The following is a 19,127-nucleotide window of genomic DNA, read 5'->3' as shown; positions in this document are numbered from 1 at the left end:
CTGTCCTGTAGAGCGCGACTGTCACACCGGCGCAGACGATGCGGGCCAGCATGTTTATGCGGGAGGCACCGAGGAGTAACAGCTGCCCGCGATTTCGATGGCCACCAATGAAATCAGGACCATGAAAGTCAGCGCGCGATGCAGCCATGACTGGCGCAGTCGCCTGCTGATCGCCGTGACAATCAGCAGAAAACTCAAGATCGCGATGCCGCCGAACAGATTGCTGTCGGCGATGAACATCAGATACATGCGCATCTCGTCTGATACGTCGATCATGGGCAAAAGGCTCCATCCTGAGGGTCCAGCTGCGCTGATAACCATTGCGCTCACATTTGACGGCTTGCAGGGCGTAGGAAAAATGGGGGCGGGGACAGTCCCATTTTTTTGAAAAATGAGAAACCATTCAATCCATAGGTGTCCCGCACGCCATCCGCAGAAACTACTACAAACATTTTTAGTGCCTCTCGGAAAACAGAGAAAATTTGCGCATCACCTTAAAAAGAAAAATAGTAACAAACGAAAAAAACACTCCAACAACTAAAACATAGGGGGTATAAGCCAACCACAAAAACATCATTCCAAAACCAGCAAGCCTGCCAAATATCAAACATCCAACGCCATACAAAATCCAGGGAATACCATAAAACGGAATAAAAATTACTGGGGCCCACCGCGCAAGCCGCAAAACTTCCAACTCGGTTTTTTTAGAAATCACACGTAAAGAAAAAACTGCAAACAAAACATATGCGGCGAGACCAAAACCGAGCACGTAGAGAAGAAAGAACTGCTCCACTCCACCTTGCAGGGGTTTGGAAAAATAGAAAGCATCAATCATCAACAGAATTGGCAACAAAACTGCTGGCAACCAGATTGCCACTTTGAAATAACCCCTATATGTCATTTCAATGTCGACTCGGTGTTGGAGTCCGGCATAGGCTCCTCCCAAATGCCCATCCAACGGCCATCGTTGGGGCTTAGGTTGATGAAAAAGTCGTTCCACTCCTCAACCGGCCGCATTTCCAGCTGTTCCTTTTTTAGCTTCCGCCTTCTCATCTCATTTCCCAGCTTTTCTTTGAAGTTCCCCTCATCATCAACTTCAATTCGAATAGCCGAAGAAATCATTGGATACTTCTTATCACCAAACAAGGCAACAAGTGCCGCCGCCTTTCGAACATGCACGCCGAGAAAGATAGACTTTCCAGACGAATCAGAAATAAACGCCTCACAATTGGGAAAGCCATCACCGGTGATATACGTTACGACATCCAAATGCTTAGCGACTCGATCGAGTGTCATTATAATTTTGTAACTGACATCTAGACTCGGTACGAATGTTATACCTGTGAGTTTCTTAGTTTCTGCAGAAAACGGAAAAGCGTGGTTTTCACCCGCGTAACCACCGTCTACCCACACAGTAGTAACCGCACCCTTTTCAGTTTTAATTGACGGCCAGCTTCCACCTTTCGGCTTCAACTCTGCATCATAGTGAGTATGCTCAGCACCCGCTTTTCCGGAGTCATTCGACTCCGTTTGCGTATCAATAACTTCGTTCGTTGCCAGTTTTACAAAAAACTTATGCCATACACGTGAAGTTATTAGCGTTCCCTGAACGCCAGACAGCCCACTGGGCTTTAACGAAAAGCCGCGCGCATCCCCTTCAAAATTAAAGCCGCTCCAGCCAAATGTTTTCCCTGGGTGAAACGACCTGACGTTGAACTCATAGGTTGATAGCTTCGCTAGCTTTACGGTCGCGACTTGTCCGTCACGATTAGTCGAAGGCGTTGAGGGGGCCTGAGCCAGAGGCGTTGCGTTAGACATTCGCGACACCTGCTGGGGTGAGAAGAGAAACTTTAAGTATCTGGGAAGCTTTGCCAGTACTAACAGCTTTGGTGTGACCGCTGGCGTCTGTTACCCCTTCGTAGACCTCACCGGACTCGGTCTCTAAACGGTAGCCATAATTTGCAACCGGATTCCCCTCTTCATCCCGCAAAACAAAAAAATCGTTGAAGTAACCTGGCATTGGAACAGGAGGAACAAACGGCACCGGCGAATGCGAATTCCCGATAATCACCGTCCCGGACCCGGCCGTAACCTTGTTGCCATGCGTCCCGACGGAATCCACCGTCGCAGCCGGTTTCCCGTTAATCAAAACCGTCGTCGCCAACCCGCCCGACATCGCACCACCACACGCCGAGGCATCGCCTTGGCGGGCGGCCGCGAGGCCGTCGAAGAAGACGTCGCCGGAACCGGCGGCGATCGGGTTGGTGCCGTGGCCGGGGAGCGGGCAAGCGGTGGGGTCGGATACTCGTGCTGCTGGTTTTCCTGACATTGGGCTCTCCTTAATTGACCTTGGCTTGATGACTGTTCATTGCTCAACCACACACTGGAATTTTCCAGCCCTCGTAACCCGTCGCTGTCGGATAGATCGCATGAGCGTTTACCCATTGCGCCCGTTCATCCGTCGTGAATTCGTTCTGCCAGATCAACCATTCAGACGACTTCAACAACGTGCCGTCTTTTGCGTACACCCTGAAAAAGGCTTCACTGGTGAAAAGACGGAAGATCTTTCCGGGAATACCAAGAGCCGAATACTGCGGAATGTAGGAGTTGATGTAACAAGTCCCAGACTCGTTCCAGACTGTGGAGTACATGTGAGCGAGCCTTGAAGCCGTCACTTTCATGTAGCAAGCAGCCAACACCAGAGCAGCGGCAGTCAGGGCGATCAGCAGCAAAGCGCGACGCACGATCATTGCCACGGTACTTAGCCCCCTCATTCGCATATCCCTAGCTCACCTTGACTTGACCGCTGCCATCCAGGCGCGCGGCGAAACTGACCTGGCGCTTGAAACCATCAACTTCCAGCAGGCCTTCGATGCTGAAGGACAGGCGAAGCTGATCGTGTTCACGCGGCAGTGAAATGACACGCACATCGCTCAGGCGTGGTTCGTAGGCTTCGATGAAGCTTTCGATGGCCAGGCGGGCCTGACTCAGGGAGTCGTGCAGGCTCAAGCGCATGTCATTGAGATCGGGTAGCCCGTAATCGGACAGCGTTTGCACGCTGCCCGCACGGGTGCTGAGCATCTTGGCCAGATGGGCAGCCACGGACGCCATGGCGGAGACCTCGCGGCTCCAGCCGACGCGTTTGTCCGCGTCGCCACCCAGGCGCTCGAAAAGGCTGCCGTATCCAGTCATGAGTTAGGCTCCGCTTACTCTTTGTCCAGCTTGCCAACCAGCGACAGGGTGAAATCGGCCCCCATGTACTTGAAGTGCGGACGCACGTTCAGGCTGACGCGGTACCAGCCAGGCTCGCCTTCGACATCGCTGACGATGATCTGGGCAGCGCGCAGTGGACGACGGCCACGGACTTCGGCGCTTGGGTTTTCCTGGTCGGCCACGTACTGGCGGATCCACTTGTTGAGTTCCAGCTCGAGGTCGGTGCGTTCTTTCCACGAACCGAGTTGCTCGCGCTGCAGCACTTTCAAGTAGTGAGCCAGGCGGTTGACGATCATCATGTACGGCAGTTGGGTACCGAGCTTGTAGTTCAGCTCTGCCGCCTTGCCTTCTGCGCTGATGCCGAAGAACTTCGGCTTCTGCACCGAGCTCGCGGAGAAGAACGCCGCGTTGTCGGAGCCTTTGCGCATGGTCAGGGAGATGAAGCCTTCCTCGGCCAGTTCGTATTCACGACGGTCGCTGACCAATACTTCCGTAGGAATCTTGGTTTCGATTTCGCCCATGCTTTCGAAGTGGTGCAAAGGCAGGTCTTCAACCGCGCCACCGCTCTGCGGGCCGATGATGTTCGGGCACCAGCGGAATTTGGCGAAGCTGTCGGTCAGCTTGGTGCCGAACGCGTAGGCGGTGTTGCCCCACAGGTAGTGCTCGTGGCTGTTGGCGACGGTTTCTTTGTACACGAACGATTTGACCGGGTTTTCTTCCGGGTCGTACGGGTTGCGCAGCAGGAAACGCGGCACGGTCAGACCAACGTAACGGGAGTCTTCCGACTGACGGAAGCTCTGCCATTTGGCGAATTGCGGGCCTTCGAAGTGATCCTTCAGATCCTTCAGGTCCGGCAGGCCGGTGAAGCTTTCCAGGCCGAAGAATTTCGGGCCGGCCGCAGCAATGAACGGCGCGTGGGACATGCAGGCAACGCTGGACACGTACTGCATCAGCTTCACGTCTGGCGAGCTTGGGGACATGAAGTAGTTAGCGATGATCGCGCCCACAGGCTGACCACCGAACTGACCGTATTCCGCGGTGTAGATGTGCTTGTACAGGCCAGCCTGCATCACTTCCGGCGAATCTTCGAAATCGTCCAGCAGGTCTTCTTTGGAGACATTGAGGATTTCGATCTTGATGTTTTCGCGGAAGTTGGTGCGGTCGACCAGCAACTGCAGGCCACGCCACGACGATTCCAGGGACTGGAAGTCCGGGTGGTGGAGGATCTCGTCCATCTGGCGGCTGAGCTTGGCATCGATCTCGGCGATCATGCGGTCAACCATGGCTTTCTTGACCGGCTCACCGTTGTTCTGCGGCTTGAGCAGCTCTTCGATGAAGGCCGACACACCGCGCTTGGCGATGTCGTAGGCTTCGTCGTCCGGCGTCAGGCGGGTTTCGGCGATGATGCTGTCGAGAATGCTGTATTCGCCGTTCTCGTTACTCTTTTGCTGCGCTGCACTCGTGCTCATGTTGGCTTCCTTGGCTGATGGAGACTCAGGCGTCCTGGGCGGCGGCGTTCAGGCCCAGCTCACCCAGTACGCGACCGCGGAATTCGTCGTCGGCGAGAACGCCTTCGATGGCTTTGCGGAACGCAGGCGCGTTACCCAGCGGGCCTTTGAGGGCCACCAGCGCGTCGCGCAGTTCCATCAGTTTTTTCAGCTCGGGCACTTGCTCGACCAGCGAGGCCGGGTTGAAGTCCTTCATCGAGTTGACGCGCAGTTTCACGGCCAGTTCTTCAGTGTCACCTTCTTCCTGAAGACGGTTCGGTACGCTCAGTGTCAGCTGCAGTTCTTGCTTGGCCAGCACTTCGTCGAAGGTCATTTTGTCGATGCTGATCGGCTTGCGATCTTCGACTTTGCGTTCGTCCTTGCGGTGGGTGTAGTCACCGATTGCCAGTAGTTTCAACGGCAGTTCGATCTCTTCCTGGGCACCACCGGTGGCAGGTTTGAACGTGACGTTGATGCGTTCCTTGGGGGCTACCGAGCCTTCTTTGGCCATGGCTTTTCTCCTTGCGGTTGTGGCCCTGGGGCCTATTCGAGTACCACTTCGAGATCGAGGTGGCACAGCCTGCGATAAATCTCTTCCTTGCGTTCACGTACGGCATGGTTCTGCGGCAACAACTCGCAGCAGCTATGCAGTAAATGCAGCACTTCCAGCGCAAGATCGGGCTCCCAGGCGTGCAGGCCTGAGTCCTGTAATGTTTGGTCGAGGGTTTCGAGTTGGGTCTTGGCCAGTTCGTATTTCTTGGCCATGAAGCACAGCCGCGCGAGGGCGAACTGCCAGAAGAACCGCACGCGCCCGCCATGGGCGCTTTGCAGGCCCTGCTTGAGAATTTGCACAGCAGCCTTGAGGCCGTCCTTGCGCAGAATCGGCAGAACCTCTTCGAGGGCCAGTTCCCAAGCGGGTTGGGTGTCGGCGACTTCGACCTTGCGCGGCGCACTGGCGCTTTGCAGGTGTGGCATGACGTTGGCGCTGATCCAGGCGCGGGTGGCCGGGTCGGCAAACGGAGCGCCGTCATGGAAGCGCAATTCGACGATGCCAGGCAGGCGCTGAACCAAAAGCGCGAAGTGGATTTCCACTTCGCGCATTGCCATGTCGGCGTTCAATGCCTGGAGGCATTCCCAGACCATTCGCTGGCCATCGAACCAGAACGGCGCCTTCGCCAGGCTCGCCTCCAGTTCCACCAACAGGTCAGCGTATTTGCCCTGGTCGTAACGGTCCTGATAGGCCTTGAGCTTGTCGGCGGGCAAGCCGCGCAGCACGGTGATCTGCTCGGCATTACGTTCGGGGACAGCGTCGATGGGCAACCACAACAGCGTGCGATTGAGGCGCAGGGCACGCAGGTCGGTGGCTTTCTGCTTGAGCCACCAGGCGCACAACGGCCGGGCGCTTTCTTGCTGCGCGCGCAGGGCTTTGTGGGCTTCTTTTTCGTTGTCGATCGGCGCGCCGGGCGTTAAAAGTTGCGTCGCGACTTGTTTGACCTGAGCCACGGCCGCACCGACCACGCCTGGTTCCGGCTGGTTGTCGGCGGCGCGTTGCACCATGTTTTTCAGACGGCGGGAGATTGGCAGCAGCAACGGCGCGTCGTCACCCAGGTGCTCGGTGCACGCGGCGTCGAGGCCTTCCAGGTGTTCCACCAGACGGCGGAACATCGGCAACTGCTCTTTGATCGCGACGTTTTCGGTCAGCACCTGCTCAAGACGCGGTACCAGCCAACTGATCGCAGCGGAGCGCGTGCGGGCCTTGTTCGGGTGGACTTCAGCCCAGTGGTTTTCGCACAGGTGATGCAACAAACCGAGGCCGGCGAGCAGGCCTTGAAAGGATTCGCGCTGATACAGGGCCCAGGTCAGCCAGGCGCCGACGCGTAAATCCTTGGATTGGGTGCGCAACAGGTTTTCGCTGGTTTCACGGATTTTCAGCCAGTCGATCTGACCGCTTTCGTGCATGGACGAAGCTTTCGCCAGCTCGCTTTCCAATGCCTCATATTCGCTCGAAAAGCGAACATCCTCGCCCGCGAAATTCTCTTTGGAAACAGAGGCTTTTGCGAGATCGAGGTAATGAGCAGAAAGTTTGCTTGAGTAGGACATCCATGGCCTTTAGTTTGGATTACGGTCATACGCGCATTGGAGTTTCAACGGCGAGGGACAGAATCAAAGAGCTGCGAAATTTCTCATCCAATTGAGATCGTGCTCTTTCAAAGTGGGCGCATCGTACTCACGATGATGGCCACTAGCAAGCACCCGATTAAACAATAAGACGAAGCGCGTTTATCTCTCGTAGGAGATCTCCCTATATGTAGCAAGGGGATCCCTGATGTCAGTTTAATAATTCAGCGCTCGACCCAACGTCCTGAAACCGTTGAGGTAGAGGCCTCCGCTTCTTTCACCTGAATAAACCGCATATTCATTGCCGATTGCTCCCTTTGGCAGGCGCGCAGCATGCCAAAAACTAAAAAATATAAATGTAGGAGCATTCCGAAATGTTACGGCATCGATGAATAAAACGACGAGTGACAACTGCCGATAAGAAAAGTGCCATCACTATGATGGCCACTTTGAACTTAAAACAAAGTTCCAAAATGGAACTTCGGGTATCTGGGAAATATCACACCACTCTTCAAGATCCTTCCTACATCAATACTTTGCATGCCTTGTTAGCGTGCCCGGCATTTTGGCGACTTAATCCGGGCACGTATGGCCCGGTTTCGCCGATTTTTTCTTTCAGCTTAAGGACGAGCGACTACGAAGCAAAAGGATAAGCGCATGCTTGCATCGGCCAATCTTGCCCAGTTCACCCTCCTGATCCCGACGATTCGCAACGACTTCAAAGTGCTGGCCTTCGAAGGCACGGAAACCATCAGCGCCTTGTATTCGATTCAGGTCGACCTGGTCAGCGAGCATCCGGATTTCGATCTGGAAAGCTTGCTCAACCAACCCGCCTTTCTTCAATTCGGCCTCAACGGCGAGGGCATTCATGGCCATATCGAAAATGTGGTTGGGGGCGAATCTGGAAAACGCCTGACCCGCTATCAGCTGACACTGGTCCCCACCCTCTACTACTTAAAGTTCAGCCACAACCAACGGATTTTCCAGAATCTGACCGTGCCACAAATCATCACTCAGGTTCTCCAAAAACATGGCATGCGGACGGATGTGTTTACCTTCCATGTCAGCACCAGCGTCAAGCGCGAGTTTTGCACCCAATATGGGGAAAGTGACTTCGAATTCGTCCAGCGTCTGTGCGCTGAAGACGGTATTGCCTGGCATCACCAGCATTCGCCTGAAAGTCATTTGCTGGTGTTCACCGACGACCAGGTCTTTTTACCGACCCTCGGCGCAACCCCCTATCGGCAAGGCGCCGGCATGGTCGCCGAGCATCCGGTCGTCCACCGGTTTGCCATGGGTTTCAGCACCCGCACCAGCACGGTCACACGCCGCGACTATGACCAGAAACGCCCTGGTCTGTTGCTGGAAAGTAGCTTCACCGCAGAATTCACCCCCGAGCTTGAAGACTACCGCTATCCGCTGCTGATGAAGTCTGAGAAACATGGCAAACAGCTCGTCCGCCAGGCACTGGAGCGACACCGTAGCGACTATCAGTTGGTCGAGGGAGCAAGCAATCAGCCGACGCTGCGTAGCGGTTACTTGTTCGACCTGACCGAACACCCGCGCACAACCTGCAACGGCTTGTGGTTGCTGATGAGCCTTCGTCACGAAGGGAAACAACCGCAATCTCTGGAAGAAGCGTTCGTCAGCGACGACAAACCCGCCAACGGTTTCACTCAAGGCTACCGCAACAGTTTCAGCGCTATTCCGTCAGACGTGCTCTACCGCCCTCCTCTGCCCCCCCGAAAACCTGTACTGGTCTGCCAGACCGCTCGTGTCACAGGCCCGCCCGGAGAGGAAATTTTTTGCGACGAATACGGCCGGGTTCGCGTCGAAATGCCTTGGGATCGAGCAGAACTCAACAGCGAAAAAAGCAGTTGCTGGCTACGGGTTGCCTCCAGTTGGGCCGGCGAGGGATTCGGGGCCGTGACGATCCCGCGCGTCGGGATGGAAGTGGTCGTGACTTTTCAGGAAGGCGATCCGGATCAACCGTTGATCACCGGGTGCGTGGCCAACACGGTCATGTCCGTCGCGCATCCACTGCCCGAGCACAAAACCAGAACGGTGCTGCGCAGCCAAAGTTCGCCACGCAGTGGCGGCTACAACGAACTGGCAATTGAAGACCGCACCGGGCAGGAAAAAATCTACCTGCGCGCACAACGCGACATCGAGCAACTGATCCTCAACGACAGCCACAGCCTGATCAACAACGACCGCTTCGAACAGGTGGACAACAACAGCACCAGCCTGATCAGGGGCAAGGAATTACACACCACCCAAGGCGCGCGCAGCACGGTGATCGGCGGTGACGAGTTGATCACTATCAGCGGCAACAGCAGCACGACGTCCGCGGGTTCGCTGGTGATTCAGGCTGGTCAACAGGCTCATGTCACCGCCACCAACGTAGTGATCGATGCGGGCATGAGCCTGACGCTTACGGCGGGAGGTCACCACATTGTCATCAACGCGGGCGGGATTTTCAGCAGCGTGCCCATCGTCGAGGGCGGTGCGCCACTGGCGGGTATTCAGCCGTTACAGGCGCTACAAGCTCCGGCTCGCACTGCGAATGCCGCTATCGCCAACCCAATGTCCATCGTCGCCAGCGCCCGACAGCAGGCGGCGGACTACTGCCCGCTTTGCGAGGCCTGTCTTGCTGGCCAATGCAGCATCGGAGAAGTCGCATGAATACCCTTGAACAATGGCTGTTCGATCAATCCCGGTCCGCACGGGAACTCTATCTGGTGCTCGACTCTGACGGTCAGCTCGACGAGCGCAACGCATTAACCAAGGAACTGGGCGCCGATCAGTACCGCAATCTGTATGTGGGCACGGCGGCGAATTCAATGGCGCAAGCAGGCCCAGTTCTTTTTCGGATCGGAACCGTCAACCATCCGGTCATCCAGGCGCTGCTCGCCACGCCTGAGCGTCACTGGGGTTGGCTGGCCAGTGCCGCGCCTACGGACCTTGATGCCTTGGTCACCCACTGGCGCGACCGGCTGGTGGTCGGTGAGCGCCCGAATCTGGCGCTGTATCGCTTCCACGATAATCGCGTATTGGCGCGCGCCCTCAGCTATCTGCAATCTGAGCAATACGCCGATTATCTGGGGCCGATCGCCAGCGTCTGTTACTGGCACGCCGAGCAATGGACGGTCACGGACAACCCTGACCCCGGCGAACATCCGCTGCCAGTCGATCCTGCCTGGTTGAAAACTCCGACGCCGGAGATTGTCTACGCGAATGTGCAGTTCGATAACACGCGCCGCTACTTGGTCCGTGAACACACCGAAGCCTTGGTTGCCCTTGCCACAGAGCGCGATGTGGATGACTGGTTGTGGGGCTTGATTCAATTGGCCCGTTTGTGGGGCTGGCAGCAACCTGAGCAGGTGCATTTTTTGCTGACTCAGTGCTTGAAAGCGCCGGGGTACTTGCCACCCAAGAAATGGCAACCGAAGCCGGAGGAGGACTCAGCGGCGCATTTTGAGCGGGTGTATCAGCAAGTGCTTTATTGGGAGGGAGATGCACACTTATAAAGCGCGTCGTCAGTACCTTAAAAACGTACGAAATCACCCAATCAATGCGAACGTTCAAAACGACAATATGAAAAAAATTAAATTAGTAGCAAACAGAATGATCGTAATTTTGATTACGACCTCTTTGACTGGTTGCATTGGTTACACACTAAAAACACCTGATCCTTATACACGCAGCGGAGACAAAACAACCCGTGAGTGGTGTGGGATTACGCTATGGGCTCTAATTTTACCAATCCCATTAATGCTGCCTGTATGCAAGGTGTACAAGGACCAAAAATTCAACTCTGATTTTTATGCGTGCGGCCCTCTTATGTTTCTAGGACCTTTAGTTCATAGCTACAAAGGGAACGCTTTGTGTGGAAAATTCTCCGGATAATCAAAGGTAAGCGCAGAAGGGAAGTGACCTTCTACATACCGGCTGATCGCAACACTTCCCCCGTTTACTTTGGCTGCACGGAAAACAAGGATGAAAGCCTATGAAACATCAAAAAGCGCTGGGGTGCTGTGGAGCTGCTTTGCACGTGAAACGGGTTATTCAAAGCTTAACCCTCTCCGCTGCTCTTTCCCTTACTTTGGGTTGTGCTGCTGTTGGAAAGCGGGAGAAATTTACCTTCGTTCCCGATTTCCCGCCTGACTTCAAGTACGAACTGACGGCCAACTACGTGCCCGCCAAAGGGCAGACGTGCACCGTGCCGGGTGGGAAAGGTACTCAGCTCGGTTTCAACAAGGTCTACATGGAATACGAAGCGACTTCCGAGATCCCGCTTTACAGAACCGTGAGCGGCTGTCCGCTGGCGTTGAACCGTGTGGAGGTTGAAGTGACGGGCATCTTTGGCCCGGAACGAAGTGATAGAAGCACTGACTATGCCGCAATTGCCGTGCGTCCAGAGTTGTTAGAGCGACAAATGGGCACCTTCAACACTGACGGCGTAGGTGAGTTCTTTGGTGAATGCCAGTGGGCATTTCGCACAGTCGGCCCCAAGCGCTACCTGATAAAACTGCTTACTTGCAAAAGAATGGATGAGCAGGGAAATATCGCCCGAGGTCGTCCTTTCACGGCCTACACACTGACTCAGTTACCGGGGAAAACTGTAAAGCTGAAAATCAAGCTAGCGGGTGAAGAACTGCCAGGCTGGGGTGACACTTGGGTCAAAGTCCCGGGAGGCTGGAAGCGCTGTATGGGAAAAGGCATTGAAGACCAGCGTGGCTATTGCAATGGAAATTACAAAGATTTCAGCAGTTTCAGAATGGTGGATGAACGGATCTGCACCATTTACCCGGGCTGCACGGAAGACAAGGACGAAACCAAATGAGCATTCAAACTTTAGCAGTAAGTGATGTGCCTTTTATGGGGGGAAATATCCACGCCTGCCCATTACGCGGTCACTCGACGAGCTTTCAGTTAGTAGACGAATTCGGCGACGGCAAAGCCTATGCAGGCTTGATTTATGAAGTCATCGATTACGAAGACGCTGTCTACACCGGCAAATTGGATGCTACAGGCGCCGGAAAAGTGGATAACCACTACTGCGGCCCAGTAATGCTCAAAGTCGATCAGCCCTTCCAAGGATCAGAAGAGCTTTACAAGGATCTAAGAGATAGACCGAACTACCCACTCCCCATCACTGAACTACAAGTACGCGCCGAAAAAGCCCGCTTTTTCGATATATCAGGCGTACGCACTCTCGCAAATCCAGCAAAAGACCTCGCTGATCCCGAAGCCTATTACCAGGTTGAAGTGAGCGAACTGGTCAAGCATGTTGCGCATTTGCCGCCCTTGACCTCGCGCAGCGCCCCACCCAACACGGTGCTACACACGCTGTTCCGCCAGCCCGCAAAAACCAGATCATTCACGCTTCAGAATAAAGGTGCCACGGATGGAGGAATGGGCGCTGTCATGACCCCGGCAGACATGGGCATGTCCGAACTGGGGTTCGCCCCGCCGACGCCCAAGCCAAAAGGCATCGCTTTACTGCCGAACAAACATCATGTGTTGGAAGTACGCCCGATGAGGGCGCTGCGGCCGATGTTGTCGACCAGCAACGAGTTTTGCGCACTCAACCTTTATCAACTGGCACTGATGTCGACATTGAGTTACACCGATTTTGGTCAAGAACCAAACACCCAGCCCGTAACCACCGACAGCGTGTCATTTCCATTACGGCCCAGCAGCGGCAATTGGTTCGGTCACGCTTTGCCGCAATTTGAAGAGCTGTGGCAAGTCGATGACTCACAGACTGCGAAGTTTTACCCCTTGTATGAAGAGGTGCCCTACTCCAAACGTCTGGAAGTGGTGCCGTTCGATCCGCAATTGTATCCAGAGGTCAACGCCCCTGAGTTGGGTGAGGAGCAGGAACACCCAGCGAAGCTGCACTTCCTCGATGATCGAAAACTAGCGGAAAGCTCGGACACTCAGGCCTTTATCAGCCATCACGACGAGTTGATATTGGTCAGTGTCAGAGGAACCAGTGAGAAATTGCCCGACGCCTGGCTTGATGCAGATGCCCACCAAGTTCCCTTCGAGGAAGGGGATGGCAAAGTGCACAACGGTTTTTATCGGGCTGCCAAAGTGGCCTACACGTTTGCTGTGAAGTACTTGGAAAAATTCTACAACGGGCAAAAGTTGGTGATTTGCGGGCACAGCCTTGGCGGTGCGGTAGCGCTGTTACTTGCTGAGATGCTGCGACGCAATAAACGGTATCAACCGGAAATCGTGCTTTACACCTACGGCGCCCCACGCGCCGCCGACTCAACCTTTATCGAAGCTGCAGAACCGCTAAAACACCATCGCATCGTCTTCCACAACGACCCCGTACCGAGCGTTCCTTCCACCTGGATGAACACGCCGTCCAACCGCGTTCCGGTGTATGCCACCCATGGAGCGGTACTTGCCCTCCAGCCGGTCGGTGGTTTGGCATTCTTCATCGGCGGGATCATCAACTTCACGGGTGACCCCTATGGGCATCACGGCAATTTGCGTCACTTCATGCCGGTGGACTTCGACGATGGACGTAAATCCTCCATTCTCTGGGAACCGGGTTGCAGCACGATCAACGACCATGGCTACGCCGAGGCGCTGCGACAGACTAATGGCTTGCCCAAGCGTGGTTCATTCCTGCGGCAAATAATAGACGGCGGCCATCACTCGATGGTTGGCAGTTACATTCCCGGCTGCTGGGCCACCCTGCGCCGCTGGCAGGAAGCGCAAGAAAAAAAACGTCCGCGGGTGACGTTGACGGAATTTGAACGGGTCAACGCCAATCTGGAAAACGTCAGAGGGCAACTGAGAGCATTGAGCACGAAAATCGAAAAGCAGTCTCGCGCTTATGCCAATCCTCAGCGAGATGCCCAAGACATCAGGGATCTTGAAAAAGAAGTCGAAAATCTCCGGATGACCCAGACTCGCCTGGAGGCGCCGCACAAGCACACAGTCACCGTGGCCGATGTTTATGGCAGCCATGCCGACCAGTCCGAGTGGGTGCAAGAAAGCCTGCTACGTTGGAGAGCCCATCCGAAAAATATTGACCACGATCCACTGGCGATGATTCCGTCACCCCCCGAAGACAATGACGCGGCTATTGCGGCAATTACGGGCGGGCATGCGGTGGGCAAACCGTTCCATTTGGATATCGATTCGATTGTGTAGCGCTTGCCAGAATCAAAAAAAGTGGCAGTGTCGCTGCCACTTAAACATGTCTGACCGAGCTTGTTTAAAAGCCTTGTAAGTTACTTCCTGAGAGCTACAACACCTTGCGTCGTTGCCTACGGCTACGCCAGAATCCGCCGGCTTGTGCGCCTTGGGGGCGGTCGGTAACTTGGTTCGTGTCACTGCTCATCAGTGACCGGGTTTAGTCGCTCGCTGGTAATTGAAGATGCACAAGCGTCCGTCAGGCAGGTATTTCCAACCTGCATTTGATGGTGGCTGTGCGTAGGGCACCTTCGGGTGCGCCGGCTTCTTCAATTCCCCGGTCCGACTAACCTGCGTACAGCTGCCACCCCTTCGTTTAGTCGGCGAAGTGGTGTCGGCATCACTCAAGGAATTGAAGATCATGTTCAAGGTAACTCCCAACCCGCCAGACACCGACCCAATCTCCCCATACGAAAGCCCCGACTCAAACAAACTCAACGAAGCCGCCGAACGCGCTCTCGACCATCACTTCCCGCCAACCGAACCCAAACCACCGAAACGCAGCGGCCAACTCTTCAGCGTCTGCCCCGGCATCAACACTGAAGCCCTCCTCGCCAACGCCTCGGAAGACCTGCTATCCATCAGCGCCATCGCCGCCGACCTCGCCGACGATGTGGACGGCTCACGCCGCTCCGTAGCCCTGGCGCTCAGCCGCATGGCCGACGGGGTGCATTTGTTGGTGGAGCGTGCGCTGGATCACCTCGATGATCCGGAAATGGCGGCGATTTTCGCCAGGCAACAAAGTCGAACCGGCTGATTCGCCACGCACGTAAACCTGTAGGAGCCGGCTTGCTGGCGATGGCGGTGTGTCAGGCAACATTGATGTTGATTGATCTACCGCGATCGCCAGCAAGCCGGCTCCTACAGGTGGTCGTGCGTCTTATGTGCGTTCGTCAGCCATAAAAAAATGGGCACCCAACCTGGTTGGCGTGCCCATTTTTTGTTCCGCTCACCCGCTAGGCGGGCAGTCGGTGCGTGTTACGGATTAACGCTGTCTTTCAACGATTTGCCTGGCTTGAATGCAACGGTGTTGCTGGCCTTGATTTTTACTGGCTCACCGGTTTGCGGGTTTTTGCCGGTGCGGGCGCCGCGGTGGCGTTGCAGGAAGGTGCCGAAGCCGACCAGCGTCACGCTGTCCTTGCGGTGCAGGGCGCCGGTGATTTCTTCGAGAACGGCGTTGAGAACGCGGTTGGCCTGTTCTTTGGTGAGATCTGCTTTTTCCGCGATGGCGGCGGCGAGTTCTGGTTTACGCATTTAGTGAAGCCCCTTTGACGGTTTTTTGTTGTTATGTCCGTGCTGTTCTCGTTGGAACAGCGCCCAAAGCGCCGCAGGTGCTCTACTCTGCGGCAGACGGGAGTGAGAATGGCACGCACAGAAGAGCCGCGCCAGTCTCGGCGCGACGTTTGTAGGGGCAAAAGCGGGGTGATTCCGACAGAACGACCGGTATTTACGCCAGCAGCGGTGGAAGCTCTTTGTTCAGTGCAAGTTTTTCCATCACCGCCGCGCCTGTCAGGGCATAACCGAGCAGCTTTCCGGCGGCATCGCGGCATAAAACCTTGATGTCCGCGCCCTGCCCTTCGACGGTCCAGACGCCTTCCAAACCCCGTGGCGGCGGCGAAACCACCAACGGGCAAACCGGCGTTTTGACGGTAATCGGCATCGCGCCGTAGCTCACCGCTGTCGGGTTTCCGGCGAGGGTTTGTGCCAGCGCTCTCGCACAGCTCATGAGGGGCATCACGTACAGAAGATTCAGCCCGTCGACTTCGGCGCAGTCGCCCAGTGCATAGATATTGGCGTGAGAGGTTTTCAGGTGACGGTCGACCACCACGCCACGATTGACCTGCACGCCGGCCGCGGCCGCGAGGTCGATGCGCGGTCGCAGGCCGATGGCCGACACCACCACGTCGCACGGGATGACCTGACCGTCTGACAGATGCGCTTCCAATCCATCTTCAACACGCTGCAAGCGGTTGAGCACCGGCCCGAGGTAAAAACGTGCGCCGAGGCTTTCCAGCCCGGCCTGGACCGCAGCGGCTGCCGCCGGGTGCAGCAAGGTCGGCATGACCTGTTCGCACGGTGCAACCAGTTGCACCTCGTAACCGCCGAGGATCAGATCGTTGGCGAACTCACACCCGATCAGCCCGGCACCGAGCAACAGCACCCGACGCTTGCCAGCCGCGGCCGCACGAAAGCGCGCGTAATCTTCGAGGTCGTTGATCGGAAACACGGCATCCGCCGCGTCACCCTCGATAGGCACGCGCACGGTTTCGGCGCCCCAGGCCAAGATCAGGTCGCGGTAGATCACCGATTCTTCGCCGATCCACAGGCGTTTGTGGCCAGGATCAATGCCGCTGATGCGCGTGTGGGTGCGCACTTCGGCCTTCAACTGTTCGGCCATGGCGCCGGGTTCGGCCATGCTCAGGCCGTCGGCGTCTTTGTTCTTGCCGAAGCCCGTGGAGAGCATTGGCTTGGAGTAGGAGCGCCCGTCATCGGCGGTAATCAGCAGCAGCGGGGTTTCGCTATCGAGTTTGCGAAACTCCCGGGCCAGGTTGTAGCCAGCGAGCCCGGTGCCGACGATCACGACAGGTGCGTTCATTCCTTACTCCTCTCAAATGCCTTAGTTGATTTCGATCATTTCGAAATCCATCTTGCCAACGCCGCAGTCCGGGCACAGCCAGTCTTCCGGCACGTCTTGCCAAGCGGTGCCCGGCGCAATGCCGTCATCCGGCCAGCCGTCGGCTTCGTTATAGATCAGGCCGCAGACCACACATTGCCACTTTTTCATTCAGGTACTTCCTCAGGGTTCAGGCTTATTGCCGGCGCGAACGGTCGATGGTTGCAGCGTTGCCGTCCGGCTCAGGGCGTTTTGTACTGATCGGGCCCGGCAGATGCAAGCCTGTTCGGCGCAATGGCGCGCCGGTTCAATCAAAATCGCCGAGTGACATGGTAAGCTCGCCGCCTCATTTGCTGCCAATAATGACTCACTGTGCCGCACTCAAAACCTCCATTCTGGCTCCCCCAAAGCCGACTCGCGCCCCTCCCCGACGCTTCTACCCTCGACTGGCTGTTCGACGAAGGCTCGCTGACCCGACGCCTGAGCCGTTTGTCGAATGACGGTTTCAGCGTCACGCCATTGTTCGAAGGCTGGCAGACGCTGCGCGCGGACGAGTGTGCTGCGCTGGATCTGGCCGAAGGCAGCGAAGGCTGGGTGCGCGAGGTGTATTTGCGCGGCCACGGCGAAGCCTGGGTGTTTGCCCGCAGCGTGGCGGCGCGTAGCGCGTTGCAGGGCGACGGGTTGCACATGGATGAACTGGGCAGCCGCTCGCTGGGCGAATTACTGTTCTGTGATCAGGCGTTTCAGCGCCGCGCCATCGAGGTTTGTCACTATCCTCAGCAATGGCTGCCACTGGAGTGCCGGGCAGCCGAGTTGTGGGGCCGTCGCTCGCGCTTCGACCGTGGCGCCTTGAGCGTGCTGGTGGCCGAGATTTTCCTGCCGACCTTGTGGCTCGCCGCCCGCGCCCATCCGGAGAACTGCTGATGTACCAGAGCCTGCTCAAATCTCTGAACCGCTTGAACCCTCGGGCCTGGGATTTCATTCAGCTGACGCGCATGGACAAGCCAATCGGCATTTACCTGCTGCTGTGGCCGACGCTGTGGGCGTTGTGGATTGCCGGCAAAGGTTCGCCGTCGCTGGCCAACGTGGTGATCTTCGTACTCGGCGTGGTGCTGACCCGCGCCGGCGGGTGCGTGATCAACGACTGGGCGGACCGCAAGGTCGATGGCCATGTGAAGCGTACCGAACAGCGCCCGCTGCCGAGCGGCAAGATCAGCTCCAAAGAAGCACTGGTGTTCTTTGCACTGCTGATGAGCGTGAGTTTCCTGCTGGTGTTGTGCACCAATGCGGCAACGGTGTGGTTATCGTTCGGCGGTTTGGCGCTGGCCTTCACTTACCCGTTCATGAAGCGCTACACCTATTACCCGCAAGTGGTACTGGGCGCGGCGTTTTCCTGGGGGATGCCGATGGCGTTCACCGCCGAAACCGGCGAACTGCCGGCGGCGGCGTGGCTGCTGTGGATCGCCAATTTGCTGTGGACGGTGGGTTACGACACGTATTACGCGATGACCGACCGCGACGATGACTTGAAGATCGGCGTTAAATCCACAGCGATTCTGTTTGGCGACGCAGACCGGGTGATCATCCTGACGCTGCAAGGGTTGGCGCTGGGTTGCCTGTTGCTGGCCGGGTCGAAATTCGAGCTCGGTGGCTGGTTCCACCTGGGATTGCTGGCGGCGGCGGGCTGTTTTGCGTGGGAGTTCTGGTACACCCGTGGCAAGGACCGGATGCGGTGCTTCAACGCGTTTTTGCACAATCACTGGGCGGGGTTGGCGATTTTTGTGGGGATTGTGCTGGATTACGGATTGCGTTGAGGCAGCAGATGCCTTCGCGGGCAAGCCTCGCCTCTGCAGTTGACCGTATTTTTGGGAGCCAGCTTGCTCGCGATGAGTTTGAAGCCGACGCGTTTCTGCTGACAACCCGCGTCATCGTTCACGCTCATCGCGAGTAAGCTCGCTCCTACATGAGAGGTCTTACATCTTGGGCCCTTGGAGGATGTGCCACTTGTCCATCTTCTTGTCGCCTGTCATGTCTCCTGGCTTCTTGTCTTGAACGAAGTAGTACAACGGCTTGCCGTCGAACGCCCACTGCTTCGTGCCATCATCACGCATGATGATGGTCCACTTGCCTTCATCCTTGTCGGCCGCGGTGGCTTTCAGCGGCGGCCAGTTTTCTGCGCATTTGCCGGTGCACGCCGACTTGCCGCCAGTGTCGTTGTCGAAGGTGTACAACGTCATGCCCTTGTGGTCGACCAACATGCCATTTTTAACCATGCCGGGGTCTTCGGCGAAGGCCATTGTCGGCAGCGTCAGCGCAGCAGTGACCAGCAGAGCCTGCCAGGATTGAGCAATGTGCTTCATGGAAACCTTCCTTTTGTGGTTGTCAGGGTTCGGACTTAGAGAATAGTTCAGGATCATGACAATCGCAGGGCGACTAAAATACTGTCACACGACTGCAATAATTCCGTTATCTAA

General features: G+C 56.3%; 20 protein-coding genes. 7 read left to right on the top strand and 13 right to left on the bottom strand.

The features are described 5' to 3' along the window. Positions 1-54: 54 nt before the first annotated feature. From PMI01S_RS01725 to tssA, 9 genes are all read right to left on the bottom strand, one after another. Positions 55-276, bottom strand: coding sequence for a hypothetical protein (locus PMI01S_RS01725; protein WP_084317734.1), 222 nt, complete (start codon positions 274-276; stop codon positions 55-57). 178 nt (positions 277-454) lie between these two features. Further along, complete coding sequence (locus PMI01S_RS01720) at positions 455-877, bottom strand: hypothetical protein (RefSeq protein WP_139273138.1); 423 nt, start codon at positions 875-877, stop codon at positions 455-457. A 20-nt stretch (positions 878-897) separates the two neighbouring features. After that, positions 898-1,818 carry a hypothetical protein gene (locus PMI01S_RS01715; protein ID WP_084317732.1) on the bottom strand — a complete coding sequence of 307 codons (921 nt, stop codon included), beginning with the start codon at positions 1,816-1,818 and terminating at the stop codon, positions 898-900. Next, on the bottom strand, positions 1,811-2,329 hold the full coding sequence (locus PMI01S_RS01710; RefSeq protein ID WP_084317731.1) for a PAAR domain-containing protein: 519 nt from the start codon (positions 2,327-2,329) through the stop codon (positions 1,811-1,813). The genes PMI01S_RS01715 and PMI01S_RS01710 overlap by 8 nt, the downstream gene beginning before the upstream one ends. A 43-nt stretch (positions 2,330-2,372) precedes the next feature. Next, positions 2,373-2,750, bottom strand: coding sequence for a hypothetical protein (locus PMI01S_RS01705; protein WP_235864454.1), 378 nt, complete (start codon positions 2,748-2,750; stop codon positions 2,373-2,375). A 34-nt stretch (positions 2,751-2,784) separates the two neighbouring features. Next, the gene (tssE, locus tag PMI01S_RS01700; protein ID WP_084317730.1) at positions 2,785-3,192 is read right to left on the bottom strand and encodes a type VI secretion system baseplate subunit TssE; all 408 of its coding nucleotides are present in this window, start codon (positions 3,190-3,192) and stop codon (positions 2,785-2,787) included. Between the two features lie 14 nt (positions 3,193-3,206). Then, positions 3,207-4,682: a type VI secretion system contractile sheath large subunit gene (gene tssC, locus PMI01S_RS01695; RefSeq protein ID WP_017341541.1), complete on the bottom strand. Its 1,476-nt coding sequence runs from the start codon at positions 4,680-4,682 to the stop codon at positions 3,207-3,209. 25 nt (positions 4,683-4,707) lie between these two features. Beyond that, positions 4,708-5,211 (bottom strand): type VI secretion system contractile sheath small subunit, encoded by a 504-nt coding sequence (tssB, locus tag PMI01S_RS01690; RefSeq protein WP_084317729.1) that lies wholly within the window; start codon positions 5,209-5,211, stop codon positions 4,708-4,710. Between the two features lie 32 nt (positions 5,212-5,243). Next, entirely contained in the window at positions 5,244-6,800 is a 1,557-nt protein-coding gene (gene tssA / locus PMI01S_RS01685; protein ID WP_084317728.1) for a type VI secretion system protein TssA, read from the bottom strand. A gap of 675 nt (positions 6,801-7,475) precedes the next feature. On the opposite strand from tssA, the gene PMI01S_RS01680 reads away from it, so the two are divergent. From PMI01S_RS01680 to PMI01S_RS01655, 5 genes are all read left to right on the top strand, one after another. Beyond that, a complete protein-coding gene (locus PMI01S_RS01680; RefSeq protein ID WP_084317727.1) occupies positions 7,476-9,503 on the top strand; it encodes a type VI secretion system Vgr family protein in 2,028 nt (675 codons plus the stop codon). Continuing rightward, positions 9,500-10,348, top strand: a complete 849-nt coding sequence (locus tag PMI01S_RS01675; protein WP_084317726.1) for a DUF4123 domain-containing protein — start codon at positions 9,500-9,502, stop codon at positions 10,346-10,348. The genes PMI01S_RS01680 and PMI01S_RS01675 overlap by 4 nt, the downstream gene beginning before the upstream one ends. A 524-nt stretch (positions 10,349-10,872) precedes the next feature. Beyond that, positions 10,873-11,664, top strand: a complete 792-nt coding sequence (locus PMI01S_RS01665) for a hypothetical protein (RefSeq protein ID WP_084317812.1) — start codon at positions 10,873-10,875, stop codon at positions 11,662-11,664. Beyond that, complete coding sequence (locus PMI01S_RS01660; RefSeq protein WP_084317725.1) at positions 11,661-13,997, top strand: lipase family protein; 2,337 nt, start codon at positions 11,661-11,663, stop codon at positions 13,995-13,997. The genes PMI01S_RS01665 and PMI01S_RS01660 overlap by 4 nt, the downstream gene beginning before the upstream one ends. 403 nt (positions 13,998-14,400) lie before the next feature. Beyond that, the gene (locus tag PMI01S_RS01655; protein ID WP_084317724.1) at positions 14,401-14,796 is read left to right on the top strand and encodes a DUF6124 family protein; all 396 of its coding nucleotides are present in this window, start codon (positions 14,401-14,403) and stop codon (positions 14,794-14,796) included. 221 nt (positions 14,797-15,017) lie between these two features. Here the strand turns inward: PMI01S_RS01655 and PMI01S_RS01650 are convergent, their stop codons facing one another. The 3 genes from PMI01S_RS01650 to PMI01S_RS01640 form a co-directional block, all read right to left on the bottom strand. Then, the gene (locus tag PMI01S_RS01650; RefSeq protein WP_003213368.1) at positions 15,018-15,293 is read right to left on the bottom strand and encodes an HU family DNA-binding protein; all 276 of its coding nucleotides are present in this window, start codon (positions 15,291-15,293) and stop codon (positions 15,018-15,020) included. Between the two features lie 193 nt (positions 15,294-15,486). Beyond that, positions 15,487-16,635 carry an NAD(P)/FAD-dependent oxidoreductase gene (locus PMI01S_RS01645; protein ID WP_084317723.1) on the bottom strand — a complete coding sequence of 383 codons (1,149 nt, stop codon included), beginning with the start codon at positions 16,633-16,635 and terminating at the stop codon, positions 15,487-15,489. 21 nt (positions 16,636-16,656) lie between these two features. After that, complete coding sequence (locus PMI01S_RS01640; RefSeq protein WP_084317722.1) at positions 16,657-16,824, bottom strand: rubredoxin; 168 nt, start codon at positions 16,822-16,824, stop codon at positions 16,657-16,659. A gap of 201 nt (positions 16,825-17,025) precedes the next feature. Between PMI01S_RS01640 and PMI01S_RS01635 the strand changes: the two genes are divergently transcribed. Both PMI01S_RS01635 and ubiA read left to right on the top strand, forming a co-directional pair. Next, positions 17,026-17,577, top strand: a complete 552-nt coding sequence (locus tag PMI01S_RS01635) for a chorismate--pyruvate lyase family protein (RefSeq protein WP_084317721.1) — start codon at positions 17,026-17,028, stop codon at positions 17,575-17,577. Beyond that, entirely contained in the window at positions 17,577-18,467 is an 891-nt protein-coding gene (gene ubiA / locus PMI01S_RS01630) for a 4-hydroxybenzoate octaprenyltransferase (protein WP_084317720.1), read from the top strand. Before PMI01S_RS01635 ends, ubiA begins: the two co-directional genes overlap by 1 nt. A 159-nt stretch (positions 18,468-18,626) precedes the next feature. Here the strand turns inward: ubiA and PMI01S_RS01625 are convergent, their stop codons facing one another. Beyond that, the gene (locus tag PMI01S_RS01625) at positions 18,627-19,013 is read right to left on the bottom strand and encodes a COG4315 family predicted lipoprotein (protein ID WP_084317719.1); all 387 of its coding nucleotides are present in this window, start codon (positions 19,011-19,013) and stop codon (positions 18,627-18,629) included. Positions 19,014-19,127: the final 114 nt, after the last annotated feature.

The organism is Pseudomonas migulae NBRC 103157 (assembly GCF_002091715.1).
Classification (GTDB): Bacteria; Pseudomonadota; Gammaproteobacteria; order Pseudomonadales; family Pseudomonadaceae; genus Aquipseudomonas; species Aquipseudomonas migulae_A.
This window is presented reverse-complemented; position numbering and strand designations above follow the sequence as displayed.